Source organism: Streptomyces sp. NBC_00459 (assembly GCF_036013955.1).
GTDB lineage: Bacteria > Actinomycetota > Actinomycetes > Streptomycetales > Streptomycetaceae > Streptomyces.
Genome location: NZ_CP107903.1, coordinates 491,905 through 507,321 on the forward strand (window position 1 = coordinate 491,905; position 15,417 = coordinate 507,321).

At 69.8% G+C, this 15,417-nt stretch carries 15 protein-coding genes; 10 read left to right on the forward strand and 5 right to left on the reverse strand.

Translation table 11 applies throughout. The annotated features are described in order from the left end of the window. Positions 1–207 precede the first annotated feature (207 nt). Complete coding sequence (locus tag OHN74_RS01890) at positions 208–1,554, forward strand: jacalin-like lectin (protein WP_327692729.1); 1,347 nt, start codon at positions 208–210, stop codon at positions 1,552–1,554. A gap of 159 nt (positions 1,555–1,713) precedes the next feature. Here the strand turns inward: OHN74_RS01890 and OHN74_RS01895 are convergent, their stop codons facing one another. After that, a complete protein-coding gene (locus OHN74_RS01895) occupies positions 1,714–2,622 on the reverse strand; it encodes an AraC family transcriptional regulator (protein WP_327699950.1) in 909 nt (302 codons plus the stop codon). A gap of 128 nt (positions 2,623–2,750) precedes the next feature. Between OHN74_RS01895 and OHN74_RS01900 the strand changes: the two genes are divergently transcribed. Genes OHN74_RS01900 through OHN74_RS01910 form a run of 3 tightly spaced genes read left to right on the forward strand, consistent with a single transcriptional unit; the run spans position 2,751 to position 4,898 of the window. Next, positions 2,751–3,530 carry an MBL fold metallo-hydrolase gene (locus OHN74_RS01900; protein ID WP_327692730.1) on the forward strand — a complete coding sequence of 260 codons (780 nt, stop codon included), beginning with the start codon at positions 2,751–2,753 and terminating at the stop codon, positions 3,528–3,530. Positions 3,531–3,580: 50 nt separating this feature from the next. Next, on the forward strand, positions 3,581–4,597 hold the full coding sequence (locus tag OHN74_RS01905; RefSeq protein ID WP_327692731.1) for an SMP-30/gluconolactonase/LRE family protein: 1,017 nt from the start codon (positions 3,581–3,583) through the stop codon (positions 4,595–4,597). 19 nt (positions 4,598–4,616) lie between these two features. After that, positions 4,617–4,898, forward strand: a complete 282-nt coding sequence (locus tag OHN74_RS01910; RefSeq protein ID WP_327692732.1) for a hypothetical protein — start codon at positions 4,617–4,619, stop codon at positions 4,896–4,898. Here the strand turns inward: OHN74_RS01910 and OHN74_RS01915 are convergent. Together OHN74_RS01915 and OHN74_RS42810 are read right to left on the reverse strand one after the other, a co-directional pair. Next, complete coding sequence (locus OHN74_RS01915; RefSeq protein ID WP_327692733.1) at positions 4,853–6,139, reverse strand: sulfite oxidase; 1,287 nt, start codon at positions 6,137–6,139, stop codon at positions 4,853–4,855. The two genes, OHN74_RS01910 and OHN74_RS01915, sit on opposite strands and share 46 nt — an antisense overlap. A 114-nt stretch (positions 6,140–6,253) precedes the next feature. Beyond that, positions 6,254–6,337: a putative leader peptide gene (locus OHN74_RS42810; RefSeq protein ID WP_354775551.1), complete on the reverse strand. Its 84-nt coding sequence runs from the start codon at positions 6,335–6,337 to the stop codon at positions 6,254–6,256. Positions 6,338–6,482: 145 nt separating this feature from the next. Here OHN74_RS42810 and OHN74_RS01920 point away from each other — a divergent pair, with 145 nt between their 5' ends. Further along, positions 6,483–6,623 (forward strand): hypothetical protein, encoded by a 141-nt coding sequence (locus OHN74_RS01920; protein WP_327692735.1) that lies wholly within the window; start codon positions 6,483–6,485, stop codon positions 6,621–6,623. 111 nt (positions 6,624–6,734) lie between these two features. Here OHN74_RS01920 and OHN74_RS01925 read toward each other — a convergent pair whose 3' ends face one another. Further along, on the reverse strand, positions 6,735–7,577 hold the full coding sequence (locus OHN74_RS01925) for a DUF6461 domain-containing protein (RefSeq protein WP_327692736.1): 843 nt from the start codon (positions 7,575–7,577) through the stop codon (positions 6,735–6,737). Positions 7,578–7,777: 200 nt separating this feature from the next. On the opposite strand from OHN74_RS01925, the gene OHN74_RS01930 reads away from it, so the two are divergent. The 3 genes from OHN74_RS01930 (at position 7,778) to OHN74_RS01940 (ending at position 9,977) form a co-directional block, all read left to right on the forward strand. Next, positions 7,778–7,900 carry a putative leader peptide gene (locus OHN74_RS01930; protein WP_327692737.1) on the forward strand — a complete coding sequence of 41 codons (123 nt, stop codon included), beginning with the start codon at positions 7,778–7,780 and terminating at the stop codon, positions 7,898–7,900. Between the two features lie 151 nt (positions 7,901–8,051). Further along, complete coding sequence (locus OHN74_RS01935; RefSeq protein ID WP_327692738.1) at positions 8,052–8,876, forward strand: DUF1684 domain-containing protein; 825 nt, start codon at positions 8,052–8,054, stop codon at positions 8,874–8,876. A gap of 60 nt (positions 8,877–8,936) precedes the next feature. After that, entirely contained in the window at positions 8,937–9,977 is a 1,041-nt protein-coding gene (locus tag OHN74_RS01940; protein WP_327692739.1) for an LLM class flavin-dependent oxidoreductase, read from the forward strand. A 39-nt stretch (positions 9,978–10,016) separates the two neighbouring features. Here the strand turns inward: OHN74_RS01940 and OHN74_RS01945 are convergent, their stop codons facing one another. Further along, entirely contained in the window at positions 10,017–11,663 is a 1,647-nt protein-coding gene (locus OHN74_RS01945) for a rhamnogalacturonan lyase B N-terminal domain-containing protein (protein ID WP_327692740.1), read from the reverse strand. Positions 11,664–11,916: 253 nt separating this feature from the next. Here OHN74_RS01945 and OHN74_RS01950 point away from each other — a divergent pair, with 253 nt between their 5' ends. Continuing rightward, positions 11,917–12,648: a DUF6250 domain-containing protein gene (locus OHN74_RS01950; RefSeq protein ID WP_327692741.1), complete on the forward strand. Its 732-nt coding sequence runs from the start codon at positions 11,917–11,919 to the stop codon at positions 12,646–12,648. Continuing rightward, positions 12,641–15,400, forward strand: a complete 2,760-nt coding sequence (locus tag OHN74_RS01955) for an exo-rhamnogalacturonan lyase family protein (protein WP_327692742.1) — start codon at positions 12,641–12,643, stop codon at positions 15,398–15,400. The genes OHN74_RS01950 and OHN74_RS01955 overlap by 8 nt, the downstream gene beginning before the upstream one ends. Positions 15,401–15,417: the final 17 nt, after the last annotated feature.

Here is a 15,417-nt window from a genome sequence, read left to right on the forward strand (position 1 = left end):
CCTCGCTGTCGGTACTTTCGTGCCGCGAGTGAGTGACGTGTCCGGACGGTTTTCGATGGTCACTCCGGCCGGTTCCACCGCTACCGGGGCTCCCTGGCCCAGACCACTCGGTCAAATTTCGATCTCTCCCGCCCGAGCCGACGACAGAAGCGTGTTACCGGCGGTAGGTTCCGCCTGCCACTCTCCACTTCACAGGAGTTCCGCTTCATGCGCCGTATTCTCACCTGCCTCACGGCCGCGGCCGTCACCTGCGGCGGGTTCGTCGCAACCGCGTCCCCAGCAGCGGCAGCGGACCCGGCCTCCGGGTCCTTCAGCACCCTCACCTACAACGTCGCGGGCCTGCCCTCGATACTCTCCAGCGCGTCCACACCGCGCGACACCAGCACCACGGCCATCGGCCGGCGCATAGCGCCGTACGACATCGTGCATGTCGAGGAGGACTTCAACTACCACGCCAACCTCTACGCCGCGGACACGGCACACGCCTACCGCACACCCACCAGCGGTGGCGCCGGCATCGGCAGCGGCCTCAACACCCTGTCCAAACTCCCCTACGACGAGGACGACTTCGAGCGGGTGCGCTGGAACTCCTGCCAGTGGGACTCCGGCGACTGCCTGACGCCCAAGGGGTTCACCTTCATCCGCGAGCGTCTCGCAGAGGGTGTCTACGTCGACTTCTACAACCTGCACACCAACGCAGGCACCAACGAAGGCGACCTGGCGTCCCGCGCCGACAACCTCAACCAGCTGACGGCATTCATCAAGACCCACTCCGCCGGCAACGCGGTCGTGGTCATGGGTGACACCAACACCCGCTACACCCGCTCCGCGGACACCATCGCCGAGTTCGGCGCCGCCAACGGTCTGACCGACGCCTGGGTCCAGCTGATCCGCGGCGGCACTCCGCCCACCAAGGGCAGCGACGCCCTGGTCTGCGACCAGACCGGGACCACGGTGCCCAACACCTGCGAGGTCGTCGACAAGGTTCTCTACCGGGGCAGCAAGCTCGTCTCGCTCAACGCCACGTCCTACAACAACGAGCACGCCAAGTTCCTCACGGACGCCGGTCTGATGCTCTCCGACCACGACCCGGTCTCGGTCGGCTTCTCCTGGTCGCGCAATGCCGCCTTCCAGCTCAGCGACCAGTTCGGCGGCCCGCACGGCGACTACTACAACGACATCGACGCCGTACCGGCGGGCGCCCGCCCTGTCAGCCTCACGCTGCGCAGCGGCTCCCGCGTCGACAGCGTCGCCCTGACCCTGGACAACGGCAAGACCCTGGCCCACGGCGGTACCGGTGGCACGGCGTCGTCCCTGACTCTGGGCAGCGGTGAATACGTCACCACCGCCCAGCTGTGCCAGGCGGAGAAGGGCGGCCACACCCGGATCTTCTACGCCAAGTTCGACACGAACCTCGGCAGGAGCCTGTCCGGTGGCAGCACCACGTCCGACTGCGTGACGCGCACCGCGCCGACCGGCTGGCAGATAGCCGGGTTCCACGGGCGCTCCGGCGACGAGGTCGACAAGCTCGGCTTCATCTACACGAAGCGCTGACCTGCTCCACCGCGCAAGCGCACCGAATACGCGGCGGCGGCCTCCGGGCCGTCGCCGCTTTCGCGACTGCTCCCACCGGGCCGGCTCTCCGACATCGGCGCGGTCACCGTCGCACGGGCGGGGGCCAGCCGCCCGCCGGGTCAACGCACGGCGCGCTCTTCACTGCCGGCTCCGATGCGCCTGGCGGAAAGCACCGGGGGTGACTCCGGTGTGGCGGGTGAAGAACTTGCCGAAGTTGGTGGCTTCGGGGAAGCCGAGACGGCGGGCGATGGTCGCGACCGGTTCGTCGGTGTGGGCGAGCAGCCGCCGGGCCTCCAGAGCGACGCGGCCGTCGATGACGTGCTTGACGGGTTGTCCGGTGGCAGCCGTGCAGGCACGGGTGAGGGTCTTGACCGTGTAGCCGAGGTGGTGGGCGTAGTCGGCGGCGCGGCGGGTGGAGGCGTAGGAGCGTTCCAGTTCGGCACGGAACCGGGCGTAGACCTCGCCGCCCGCGTGCGGATCGCCGCCGTTGCCGGGGTGGGGAAGCCGGTCGATCTGCAACAGCACGGTGGCCAGCAGGAGTTGCAGGATCTCCGTCGACACCGTCTGCTCCGGCCGGCCGTACTCGGCCCGCAACTGGCCCAGCAGGGTGGAGAGCACCGCGTATGTGGGGCTCGCCCCGAGTTGCCAGCACGCGGACCCGGACCACTCGTTGACCAGCCGGTCGGCGCTGCTGGTGTGGGGCGGGAAGGCCGACGTGAACAGCAGATGCGTGCCGTTGGCGGTACCCGGCCGCACAAAGCTCTGTACCTGACCGGGTCGCACCCACAACAGGGTGCCGGGACGGCAGGGGTGCGTCACGAAGTCGATCGCGTGCTCCCCGCTGCCCTCGGTGATGAGGGTGAGGGTGTGGAAGTCGACCCTGTGCACCAGGTCGGGCCTCCTGCGCCGGCGCAGTCGCCGGTCGTGCAGGGTCGAGAGATCGATGATCTCGAAGCCGTGGACGTGCTCCTCGGGCGGATTGAAGTCGAGCCGGAGGATCGCGCCGTCCCCGTGCTGTTCGGCGCCGTCAGGAATCGCGGAAAGCATCACGATCTCCAGATGTCCTCGATTTACCATGCCATGTCTCCAGGCTATCTCGCCTGCCTGCGGTTGTACGACAAGAGTGGAGGACATCGAGGCGGCGAGAGGCGGCCTTAACCCCAGGGAGCAGTCCCATGAACGGCACGGTAACGGTCCTGGACAAGGGCTCGGTCCGCATCCACAGTTACATGTCCCCGGCTGACACCTTCCACGCCACCACTCAGCTCATCGAGACGCCGGCCCGGATCATCGTGATCGACGCCCAGCTGAACCCCGCCTATGCGGACGAGGCCGCTGCCTACGCCGAAGGGCTCGGCAAGCCGCTGGACCGGCTGATCGTCACCCACGCCCACCCGGACCACTACAACGGCATCGCCAGCTTCGGCGTACCGGTCCACGTACTGCCCCTGGTGCGCGAGCAGATCGCCGCGCGCCCCGCCGCCCGGTTGCCCGACGGCCTGGCCGTTCCCGCGACCGACCTGAACCCGAGTGTCGACATCACGCCGGGCACCGAGGTGATCGACGGCGTCCCGTTCGTGTTCGAGGCCGTCTCCGGCGGTGAGGCCGCGGACCAACTGGTCGTCAAGCTGCCCGAGCAGGGTGTGCTGGTGGCGCAGGACCTCGTCTACCACGACGTCCACCTGTACCTGGGCAACAACGACGTCACCGGCTGGCAGCAGGTGGTCGACGCGCTGGCCGCCGAGTCCGGCTACGACACGATCCTCGCGGGTCACGGCCTGCCCGCCGGGCCGGAGGTCTACGAGGAGATCCGCCGCTACCTCGCCGACGCGCACGAACTGCTCGGCGACGACGGCCAGGCGTACAAGAAGGCGATCGTGGATCGCTACCCCGCCCATGTCGGCCCGTTCATCATCGACATCGCCAACCGGTCCCTCTTCCCCGCCGGAAACTGAGCCCCCACCCCGCTCTGCTCGTCGAAACCCATATCCCAGAAAGACCTGTCATGTCGTCAGCTCGTGTGCGTCATCCCCGCGTCGCCGCCGTAGCGGTGGCCTCCCTGTTCGTCATGGGCGCCGCCACCGCCCCGGCCCTCGCCACCCCCAACGCGGCCGGAGGGCACTCCGCCGTCTCTGTCCACCACCACGCTCCCCTGCCCACGAGTTACTCGATACCAGGCAGCAAGACCTACCCCGAGGGCATCGCCCGCCAGCACGGCACGCCCTACTTCTATGTCGGCAGCACCAGCGACGGCACCATCTACCGCGGTGACGTCGACCGGCCCGCCACCAAGGTGTTCCTGCCGGGCGGCCAGGACGGGCGTACGTCCGTGGCCGGTATGAAGACCGACCGCGCCGGGCGGCTCGTCGTCGCGGGCGGCGCCACCGGCAAGGTCTTCGTCTACGACACCCGTACCCGCGCCCTGCTCCACGTCTTCGACACCGGCCGTGCCGACGTCTTCCTCAACGACGTGGCCCTGGCCCCCAACGGCGACGCCTACATCTCCGACTCCGTCCACCCCGCGCTGTGGCACATCAGCGCCGCGCAACTGAAGAACAAGCGCGTGCAACTGCCCCTGAACGTGGGGGTGGACCTGAGCAGGTCGCCGATGGTCTATGACGACGGTTTCAACGGCAACGGCCTGGTCGTCACCGGCGACGGACGCTACGTCCTGCTCGCCGACTACAACGACTACACCTTCTACCGCGTCGACACGATCACCCACAAGGTCGTCCCGATCGACCTCGACGGCGCCAAGGGCATCTCCGGCGACGGCCTGCTGCTGCAGGGCCACACCCTCACCGCGGTCACCGAACTGGACCATCCCGAGGGGCAGATCGCGACCCTCGAACTGAGCCACGACTACACCAGGGCCAAGCTCGTGCGCACCGTCCACGGCCACGGCATGCACAGCCCGTCCACGGCCGCCTTCGACGGTCATGACCTGCTGATCGTCAACTTCCAGTTCCAGATCGCCGACCCGCACCTGCCGTTCAACGTGGTGCGAGTCCACGCCCGGTAGCCTCTACGTCACCGACTCCGTGCACGGCGTCATCTACCGCGTCCCCGCACACGGTGGCAAGGCGACCCTCTGGGCGGGCGGCGAGGCCCTACGGCCCAGCACGTTCGCCGGCGCCAACGGACTGAAGCTGCACAACGGCGCCGTCTGGGCCACCAACCTCGACAAGGGCACCGTCCTGCGCATCCCGGTCACCGCACGCGGCACGGCCGGAAAGATACAGGTCCACGCGACCGGCATGCCGTCGAGGCCCGGCCGTCACACGACGGTCACCGGATGCCGGACCACGCCGTTGAACAGATAGCCCTGCGCGTTGGTCACGGCGACGTCCGGCTGCGTACGGCCGGCCGTGTCCGTGGCGCGGGCCAGCAGATGGGTGGCGCCGGGCTCGTCCGGCAGCCACCCGAGGGACCAGCGGGTCCAGGTAGCGGCGCGGGGCCGGTCGTGCAGACGGGCGGGCCGCCAGTTCGTGCCGCCGTCGGTACTGACGTCGACCCGGGCGACGGCACCCGCACCCGACCACGACCGTCCGTGCATTTCGTGTCTGCGACCCGCCTCGACGGTCGCCCCGCTCGCGAGTTCGAAGGCACTCTTCGTGGTCTGCCGGGTAAGCGGGGCGCTGCCGCCCTCCGGGTAGGAGGGGCCGAAGAGCCGGTAGAAGGTGGTGTTCCACGGCGAGTAGAGCGGCTCCGCCGACACCTCGATGTCGCCGACCCACTTGATCGACGCGATCCCCACCCAGGAGGGCACCAGCACCCGTACGGGGTATCCGTGGTCGTACGGAAGCGGCTCATCGTTCATCTCGTACGCCAGCAGTACGTCGTCCAGCGCCTTGGCCAGCGGCAGCGGTCGGCGCACCCGGCCCAGGCTCTCGCCGCCGCTGACGTACTCGGCGTCCAGGCCGCGTGGCTGCACGTCCACGGCGCGCGGGGAGAGTCCGGCCCTGCGCAGCACGTCGGAAAGGCGTGCCCCGCGCCAGCGGGCGACGCCTATCGCTCCCAGGGTCCACGCGGTGCCGGTGACCGTCTCGCCCTGCTGCGTCGTGTAGTAGGAGCGCCCGTTTCCGGCACACTCGACGAAGGCGGTGCGGGTGACCGCCGGCAGGGCTCGCAGATCGTCGTACCCGAACTCCACCGGCCGGTCCTCGCCGTGGGCGCCGCGCAGTCCGCTCCCCCACAGTCGCAGTCGCCAGTCGTCGGCCTCCAGGACGGGGGTGGCGGTGTGGTTGCGCACGAAGAACCGCTCGTTGGGGGTGTGGTGGCCGGTTCCGCGCAGTGCCTCCCAGCGGGTCTCGGCGTTGGTGCCGCGCGTGATGAACCACTCGGGCGGCAGGGGCTTGACGATCGGTCCGGCGGCGGCAGCGGCGTGGGCGGGCAGCATGGTGCCGAGCGCGGTCCCGGCGGCGGTGGCGGCCAGCAGGGTGAGCAGCCGACGGCGGGTGACCCCGTCGGCCCTGGCGTCACCGGCGAGCCACTGACGCAGCCTGCGGCGGTCGTAGTCGGTTTCGTAGCGGTCGCCGGCGGGGTTGGGGGTGACCGAAGGCATGGCGAGTCCTCGTCATGAGAGGGCGGAACGGCGCGGGAGGGGGCGGTGCGGTCACGTCGCACCCAACTCGACTGCCTCATAGGGCAGTTGACGCCGACGTCAGAAAGCGTGTGATCAGCCGGTCGTCCGACACAGCGCGGCGGCGACACGGACGAGGTCCACGGCGCGGCGGCGGGTCAGAGGCTCTGACAACGGCATGGCGGGATGCAAACACGTGCGGCGGATCGTGTCAACGGAGCCTTCGCGTCACTCCCGTCCCCGGCTCGGGGCAAGTCGTCGTCCGGAACCGGTACTTACCCGCGTCGAGGATCTGCGCGGTGTCGCCGACCGGTTCGGTCTGCCGGTGGAGAATCCGCGACAGCGGTGCGGGAGCCCCGACTCGGGCGTCCCTGGCTCCGGGGCGGTCGACCGCAGACTCGCGGCCCTCGACACCGAGACCGACCGCCTGACCCGTCTGCGCACCGGCCTGGCACAGCGCGCATAGGGGCAGCGATGAAGCCCTCATGGCGGCAGGTTCCCTTACAGGGGGCGGCGAACGTGGTGAGCAGCACGGTCGTACCGCCGGGGCACCTCCACGCGCTCGCTCGCCACTCGGCTACTCGCCTGTCTCGTGCTCCGAACGATCCCTGCCCGGCGGCTCGTTGCGGGTGATCACGACCGGCGCGTCCGCCTCCGCCCGTGCGCGGTCCGACGCCGTCGCGATCTCCTCACGGGTCCATTCCCTGTACAGGCGCTCCCCGTGGGCATCGGTGATGTCGATGACCACACCGGTCCACTCCTCGGCGGGCTGTTCGGGGACGAGTCCCAACTCGTACACAGCGTCCTGGAGGAGGGATTCGGTGACGCGTATGCCGGTGAGTCTCTCGGCCAGAGCGAAAACCGCCGCCTTCCGGTCGACGTCCGGGGCGCTCTCGTCGTGCTCCCCCTCGGAGGTCAGGGGGAAGCCGACTTCCCGCAGCAGGGGGACCAGCTCATCGGGGGTGCTGCCGTCGCGCGACGAGGGGCCTTCGAACGTCGTACGGAGCTCACCGTCCTCGAACCAGTGGAAGAGGTGGATGGGCTTGCCGCCGTTGGTCGAGTGCCCCACGACCCGGCCGCCCTTCGACAACGTCTCCACGCACTGCGCCGCGATCCCCAGGCCGCCGTCGAAGCCAAGGACGAGTGTCCAGTCGCCGTTCTCGCCCGGAACGCTGAACGCGCCCGCGACGTAGGACTCGTCCCAGTAGTCGCCATCCACCTCGTCGCGGTGAGCGCCCTCCGCCTCGATCAGACCGGCCGTTCCCGCTCCCGTGCCGCGCGGTTCCGCCTCCATCGCGCGCAGCACCTCGCGCGGGGTCCGCCCCCGTATCAGCGTCAGGGTGTATCCGCCCTCCATCATGTGGCGGAAGAGCGGCGAGCTACGAATCCAGGCGTAGTTGTGTGCGGTCACCAAGTTCATACGGCGCAGTGTGCCTAATGCCTCTGACAACGCGCGGTGGAGTCGCTCGTCGCGCTCCTCGGCCGCCTTGCCCCGGCCGGCAACCGCTGACATTGACGGAATACGACGGCGATCCATAAGGTTTCAAGCAGTATTGGGTGTCGGCGCCAAGCCTAGGTTTGCCGACCGGCACCACGCCAGGCACTGGGAACACAAGGGGGATGAGCGTGCGGCACAGCAGCGGCTCAGGTTCCTCCGTCGCGGCTGCCGCGGCACGTTCCCGGTTCTCCCGCCGCCGGCACATCGACCTGCAGCGCATCAGCAGCTGCCTCTGTCTCGGCTGACTCGCAGCGACTTCCCTGCCTTTCTCGTCCTGCCTCTCCGTCCGCACCCACCCGTGCGTGCGTGACGGCTTTCAGAGGTACGCCGACGAGCCCTTCACCCACCCTGCCCCGGCCGGAGCCGATCCGGGCCACCGGCAACGAAGGAGCACGCATGACCGTCCAGGACACCACCGCAGACCTGTCCGCGTTCACCCACGACTGGCAGGAGTGGCACACCGCGCAGGAGGCACGGCTCACCGCCCCGCACGGATTCCTCGCCATCACCGGCCTGCACTGGCTCAGCGACGAGCCGCAGCGTTTCCCCGACGCTCCGGGCGCCTGGTCGACCGGCTCCGACGGGGTCGTCGTGTTCCTCGACGACGGTGAGGAACTGGTCGTCGACGGCACCCCCGTGCACGGCGAGCACCACTTCGGGGTGCTCCCGGAGCGCGGCGGAGTCGACGCGGTCTGGGGTGACGCCGTGATCGAGGTGGCAAAGCGCGGCGGTCACGACATAGTCCGTCCCCGGCACCCGAACGCCCCTCTGCGCACCGCGTTCACCGGCACGCCCGCCTACGCCCCGCATCCCCGTTGGGCGGTGACCGGCCGCTACACGGCCTTCGACGAGCCGCGGCCGACGACCGTGGGCGCGGCGGTCGAGGGCCTTGAGCACGTGTACGACGCTCCGGGCCGGGTCGAGTTCGAGTTGGAGGGAGAGTCCCTGGCCCTGACCGCGTTCCCCGGACACAGCCCGGGGAGTCTGCTCGTGCTGTTCACCGACGCCACCTCCGGGGTCACCACCTACGCGGCCAACCGGGCACTCGCCCTCGACGCGCCCACCGCCGACGGCACGGTCGTCCTGGACTTCAACCGGTCGGCGAACCTGCCCTGCGCCTACACCGACCTGGCCACCTGCCCGCTGCCGCCGGCCGAGAACCGGCTGCCCGTCGCGGTCGAGGCCGGGGAGAAGATCCCCCGCGAGCGCGGCGGCTCCTGATCGTCCGGTCCGGCGCCGCCTCGACGACGACCACGAACGACCCGGAGGGACGAGCACCATATGAGCACCCCCGCGATCGACTCACTGGCCCTTCTCACCCCGGGCAACTTCGCCGACGACGACCCGTACACCGGCCTGGAGGAAACCCTGCAGTTGTTCGAGTACGGCGAACGGATCGGCTTCGACGGTGCCTGGATCCGGCAACGCCATCTCGAACACGGCGTCGGGTCGGCCGCGGTGTTCCTCGCCGCGGCCGGTCAGCGCACCGAGCGGGTCGAGCTGGGTACCGCCGTCATCCCGATCGGGTACGAGAGCCCGTTCCGCCTCGCCGAGGACCTGGCACTGGCCGACGTACTGTCCCGAGGCCGGCTCCAGGTCGGCCTCAGCACCGGCATGCCGCACGCCGCACTCCTCGGCGACCTGGTGCACGACGGGGACTGGCGAGGCTTCGACCTGTCGTACGGCAGGATCGCCCGCGTCGTCGACCACCTCCGCGGCGACTACCTGGGCGGCCCGGACACGGTCATCCAGTCGCCCGGCAACACTCAGCGGCCACGTCTGCAACCGCACGACCCCGGCCTGGTGGACCGGGTCTGGTACGGCGGCGGGAGTCTGCGGTCGATCCGGTGGGCCGCGGAGCACGGCCTGAACCTGCTCACCGGCAACATCGTGACCGGCGAGGGCACCGACGACTTCACGGCGGCCCAGCTCGGACTGGTCTCCGAGTACCGACACGCCCTCCCCGAGGGCCGGCCTGCCCGGCTGGCGCTGGGGCGGGTGATCGTGCCGTTCGACAGTGCGGACGCGTCCACGCGGGCGCGCTACCGGGAGTACGCCGCCGGTCGGCACGCCCGCACTCTGGCACCGCAGGGTCCGAAGCGGACCCTGTTCGCCCCGGACGTGGTCGGGACCGCGGAACAGATCCTGGAGCAACTGGCCGCGGATCCCGTGGTCGCGGCCGTCTCGGAGTTGCGCCTGGAGCTGCCGTACGAGTTCGACCGGGGCGACTACGAGCAGATCCTGCACGACGTACGGCACTTGATCGCGCCCGAGCTGGGCTGGCGTCCGCACACCGCACTGCTGCACGGAGCGAGCCGGTGAACGGACGTGCCGCGCCCCTGCCGTCTGCCGGTCGCGCGCTCAGAGCAGGTCGAGGGCGTCGAAACCGTAGCTCGGGCTGAGGTAGCCCCCGCCGCCCGCCGAGCCGCTCGCGGCGTCGATGCGCAGGGTGTTGGTGCCGGTCAGCAACTGGGCGGCGGGGATGACGTATGCGTACGTGTGGTTGTTGCCTCGGTAGCTGCCGACGGTCAGGGTCCGGGTGGACGGCTCGGTGGCCGCGGCCGGGACCGCGGAGGTCCAGGTGTTGTTGACGGTGATCTGGGGGCGTCCGTTCGCCTTGGCGGTGGTGATGCCGATTCGCAGGGTGCGGTCGGCGGCGGCCTGGGCGGCGGTGAGGCTGAAGGAGATGAGCAGGCCCTGGTTGATCTCCTTGAACTGGTAGGCGGGCCAGGCCGAGGGCGTCGAGGTGCCGATGACGTAGGTGCCGGCGGTCCAGGCGGCGGCGCGGGAGTCCGAGGGATGGGCGTAGGTGACGAGGGAGGCGTTCTTGAAGCCGGTCGGGGCGCCGTTCCAGTCGCCGATGCGCCAGAGGGCGGTGTCGGCGGCGGGGTCTGAGGTGATCGTGATGGTGTGCAGGGTCGTGGCGGCGCCCGCGGTGACCGTGACGTTCTCGGTGTGCACGGCGAGTTCGCCCTTGTAGACGGTGAGGGTGTAGGTGCCGGGAAGGATGCCCTTGACCGAGTACTTGCCGGTGTCCGCGTCCGCCTTCCCCCAGTACTGGGCCACCGAGTTGGCCACGCCCACGACATAGGGGTACGAGGTGTCCCGTCCCGCGAGCCCGTTGCCGACGATCCGCCCGCGACCGCCCGCGCCGGTCCAGCCGGTGAGGCCGAGTGCGTCGACCCAGGCGGTGTTGTCGCGCCCGGACACGGCGGCGGTCGGCGCGGATCCGTCGGTGAAGGCGAGGACGTACGGGCCGTGCAGACCGAAGCGCTCGGGCTCCGTCTGGCCTTCCGCGTAGTAGAGGTGCTCGTAGAGTCCGGCGCCCGACTCGTTGCCGTGGCGCAGGAGTTGGCGGACGAAGGGGCCGCCCGAGTCCTTCTCCTTGTTGGTGCGCACGACCCAGATCGAGGCGGCCGAGGCACTGAAGCCGAAGTAGTCGTAGTCGATGGTCCGCAGGTTGGCGAAGTGCTTGGACCGGGTGGTGCCGTCGGTCTTGGCGAAGACGTCGGCCGACTCGATGACGGTGTCGGAGTTGGACCAGGTGTCCGGGTAGGTGGTGGGGAAGATGCCGGGCTTGAGGCGCGCGATGTAGCGGCTGGCGGTGACGGAGGTGTCCGGCTTGTAGGTGAACAGGTAGATGTTGTTCTCGCCGCTGCGGGCCGCGTAGTAGTGGATCAGGGTGCCGTGGACGACCTTGATGAGGACGACGCCGGTGGTGGGCGTGGAGACGGTGACCGTCGAGGCGCCGAGACCGCTCTCGATGTGGGAGTTCTTGCCGTCGTAGCCCTGGTACTGGGTGCCGTTGTAGGCGAATGACGAGAGGTCGCCGTTGCTGTGGTCGACCTTGAAGACCAGGCCGGCCCCGGTGTCGACTACGTAGTTGGTCCCGTCGTCGGTGTAGCCGAAGCTCGCGGCCGAGGCGGTGACGGGGGTGGCGAGGGCCAGGGCGAGTCCGGCGGCCGAGGCGAGGACGGTACGGCGGGAGAGCGGGCTGTCGTAGGACATGCGGACAACTCCAGTGACGCGAGGGAGGGTTGGGGAGGGGGCACCCCAACCCTGCCTGTCAGGGCGACTCCGCACGAAGATCACCGAGCGATGATCATGAAGCTGTAACAGCACGTCACACTCGGTCCCAACATGCGGGATTCGACGGCGAATCGGCTTGATCGTGAACGCTTCTTTTCACTTCTGTGGCATTTACTGATTGGAAGGGTTGATTTCCGTACGCTTCTGGCCGTCCACAGAAAGGGATCTTCCGATGCGCCACACCTGGGCCACCGTCGTGGTGAGTCTCGCAGCCGCGTTCACCACCGCCCTGTCCACCGGTGCCGCCGCCGCACCGAGCGGTCAAGGCCCTTACCACCACCGCCAGTTGCTTGCCCGCGACGACTTCCGGCACGGCACCGGCCAGTGGTCGGCCGAGCTGGAGAAGGGCGGCAGCGTCACGGCGAAGCACGGCGTGCTGGACGTGGACGTGCCCGCCGGGGCCTCGGTGTGGTTCAAGCGGCCGTTCTCCGGCCGCTACGAGATCGACTTCACGGCCACCCCGGTATCGGCGGGCGGTGTCAACGACCGGGTCAGCGACCTCAACTCCTTCTGGAACGCCCGGGATCCGAAATCCCCGGCGAACCTGTTCGCCACGACCCGCAGCGGCGCCCTGGCCGACTACGACCAGCTCACCACGTACTACGCGGGCCTCGGCGCGAACTCCAACACCACCACCCGGCTCCGCCGTTACGTGGGCGTGGCGGGCGAGCGGCCCCTGATCTACGACTACACCTCGCCGCTGCTCACCGCGAACGAACCCAACCGCATCCGGCTGGTCTCCGACGGCAAGCACATCCAGTACTGGGACAACGGCGAGCTGGTCTTCGACTACATCGACGAGAACCCGTACACCAGCGGCTGGTTCGCCTTCCGCACCACCTGGAGTCACTTCCACATCAGCGACTTCCGCGTCTGGCGCCTCCAGGGCGGTCACCGTGGCTGAGATATCACGCAGAGACGCCCTCAAGGCGGCAACGGCAACCGTCGCGGCGACCCAGCTCTCCTGGGCGCTCGCCGCCGATCCGGCCGCGGCCGCGGAAGCGGCGCCCTCCACAGACCCCGTGAAGCTCACCTGGCTGGAGGGCGGCACCCCCGCCGCGGCCCCGGGCACCACCTTCGGCGTGGCCTGGCCCCAGGGCGCACTCCGAGCCGACCAGGCCTTCGCCCTCACCGCCGCCGACGGGACGGCCGTCCCCGTGCAGTCCTGGCCCACCGCCCACTGGCCCGACGGCACCCTGAAGTGGACCGCCCACGCGGTCGGCTCCACCGCCGGGCCCGCCGAGAGCTACACCCTGGCCCCGGGCACGCCCGCGAAGGCCGACACCGCGCTCACCGTGGACACCAAGGGCGGCACGATCGACGTCGACACGGGCGTCATCCAGGTCAGCATCGCCAAGTCCGGCGCCCACGACGTCATACGCGCCATCAGGCGCGGCAACGCCCGAATCGCGAGCAAGGCCGAACTGGTCGTCCTGCGCCAGCCGGAGCTCGACGACGACCTCGACGGCAGCGCCTCCAGCGCCCGCTGGGAGCGCTTCACCGGTCGCGTCCACTCCGTCACCGTCGAGCAGGCGGGACCGGTCCGCGCCGTCATCCGCATCGAGGGCGAGCACGAGCGGGGCCGCCGCTCCTGGCTGCCCTTCGTCGTCCGCCTCTACCTGTACGCCGGCTCCGAGGCGATCCGTGTCGTCCACACCATCACGTACGACGGCACACAGCAGGCCGGAAAGGCCGGCGGCGACTTCATCAAGGGCCTGGGCCTGCGCATCCGCGTCCCCCTCTCCGACGAGCTCTACAACCGCCACGTCCGACTCGCAGGCGCCGACGACGGCTTCCTCACCGAAGCCGTCCAGGGCATCACCGGTCTGCGCCGCGACCCGGGCGCGGCGGTGCGCGCCGCGCAGGTCAAGGGTGAGCGGCTGCCGGACATCTCCACCTGGGACACCCGGGTCTCCTCCGCCCTCCAGTACGTCCCGGCCTGGGGCGACTACTCCCTCGCCCAGTTGTCGGCCGACGGCTTCACCGTCCGCAAGCGCACCAAGGCCGGCCACGGCTGGATCCACACCACCGGCGGCACCCGTGCCCCGGGCTTCGGTTACGTAGGCGGGGTCAGCGGCGGACTCTCCTTCGGCCTGCGGGACTTCTGGCAGAAGCACCCCGCCCAGCTCGACGTCCGCGGCGCTGCCTCCGACGAGGCGACCGTCACCCTCTGGCTCTGGTCGCCGGAGGCCCAGCCGCTCGACCTGCGCTTCTACCACGACGGCCTCGGCCAGGACACCTACGACGAGCAGACCGCCGGACTCAACATCACCTACGAGGACTACGAACCCGGGTTCGGCACCCCGTACGGCATCGCGCGCACCTCCGAGCTCTATCTGTGGGCCAACGCCGCCACCCCGACGTCCGACGCACTGGTCGCCCAGAAGGACGCGCTGACGGCTCCTCCGCAGCTCGTCGCCGCCCCGGAGACCCTGCACAAGGCGGGCGTCTTCGCCGGCCTCTGGTCACCCGTGGACCGATCGACCACCGCCAGGAAGACCGTCGAGGACCGCCTCGACCTGCTCTTCGCCTACTACCGTGACCAGCGCGAACAGCGGCGCTGGTACGGCTTCCTGGACTACGGCGACGTCCAGCACACCTACGACCCGGCCCGCCACACCTGGTGCTACGACGTCGGCGGCTACGCCTGGGACAACTCCGAGCTCTCCACCGACCTGTGGCTCTGGCTGGCCTATCTGCGCTCCGGACGGGCCGACATCTTCCGTTTCGCCGAGGCCATGACCCGCCACACCGGCGAGGTCGACGTCTACCACATCGGCAAGTGGGCGGGCCTGGGCACCCGGCACGGGGTCCAGCACTTCGGCGACAGTGCGAAGCAGGTCCGTATCTCGACACCCGTCTATCGCCGCCTCTTCTACTACCTCACCGCCGACGAGCGCACCGGCGACCTGATGCACGCCCAGGTCGACGCGGACGAGACATTCCTGAGGCTTGATCCCAACCGCAAGGTCCGTACCGACGGCTACACCCCCGGGGACCGCCACGCCCTGTCCATCGGGTTCGGCACCGACTGGAGCGGCCTCGGCTGGGCCTGGTGGACCGAGTGGGAGCGGCGCGGCCCCAAGTGGCAGACCGCGAGGAAGAAACTGCTGGCCAGCGCCTCGACGATCGCCGCCCAGCCCAACGGCTTCGTGCAGGGCAGCGGTCTGTACGACCTCGACACGGGCGCCTTCGCCGTCCAGACGGCCCCCGTCATCGCCGTCTCCCACCTCTCCGCGAGCTTCGGCCTGCCCGAACTCGCCGCCGAGTTGATCGGCGCACTCGACGAGAGCGACATCCCGGGCTTCCGGGCCGCCTGGCTGGACTACTGCCGCTACTTCAACGCCACCTCCGCCGAGCAGAAGGCCCGCTACGGCGCGAGTTTCAAAGTGAGCCTGGTCCAGGGCCACTCCCGGCTGGACGCGTACGCGGCGAGCCTGACCGGAGAGGCCGCGCTGGCCACCCGGGCCTGGAACAAGTTCCGCGTCGGCGACGGCTACCCGGACGCGAGCACCTCATGGGCGACCACGAGGATCGACGGCCCCACCGTGCTCAACGCCGGCACCGACGCCCCCTGGATCAGCACCAACTCCACGGCGCTGTACGGTCTCGCGGCCATCGAGAACCTCGCCCTGGCCGGTGACACGCTGAACTGATCCAGGGTTGGTGCAAG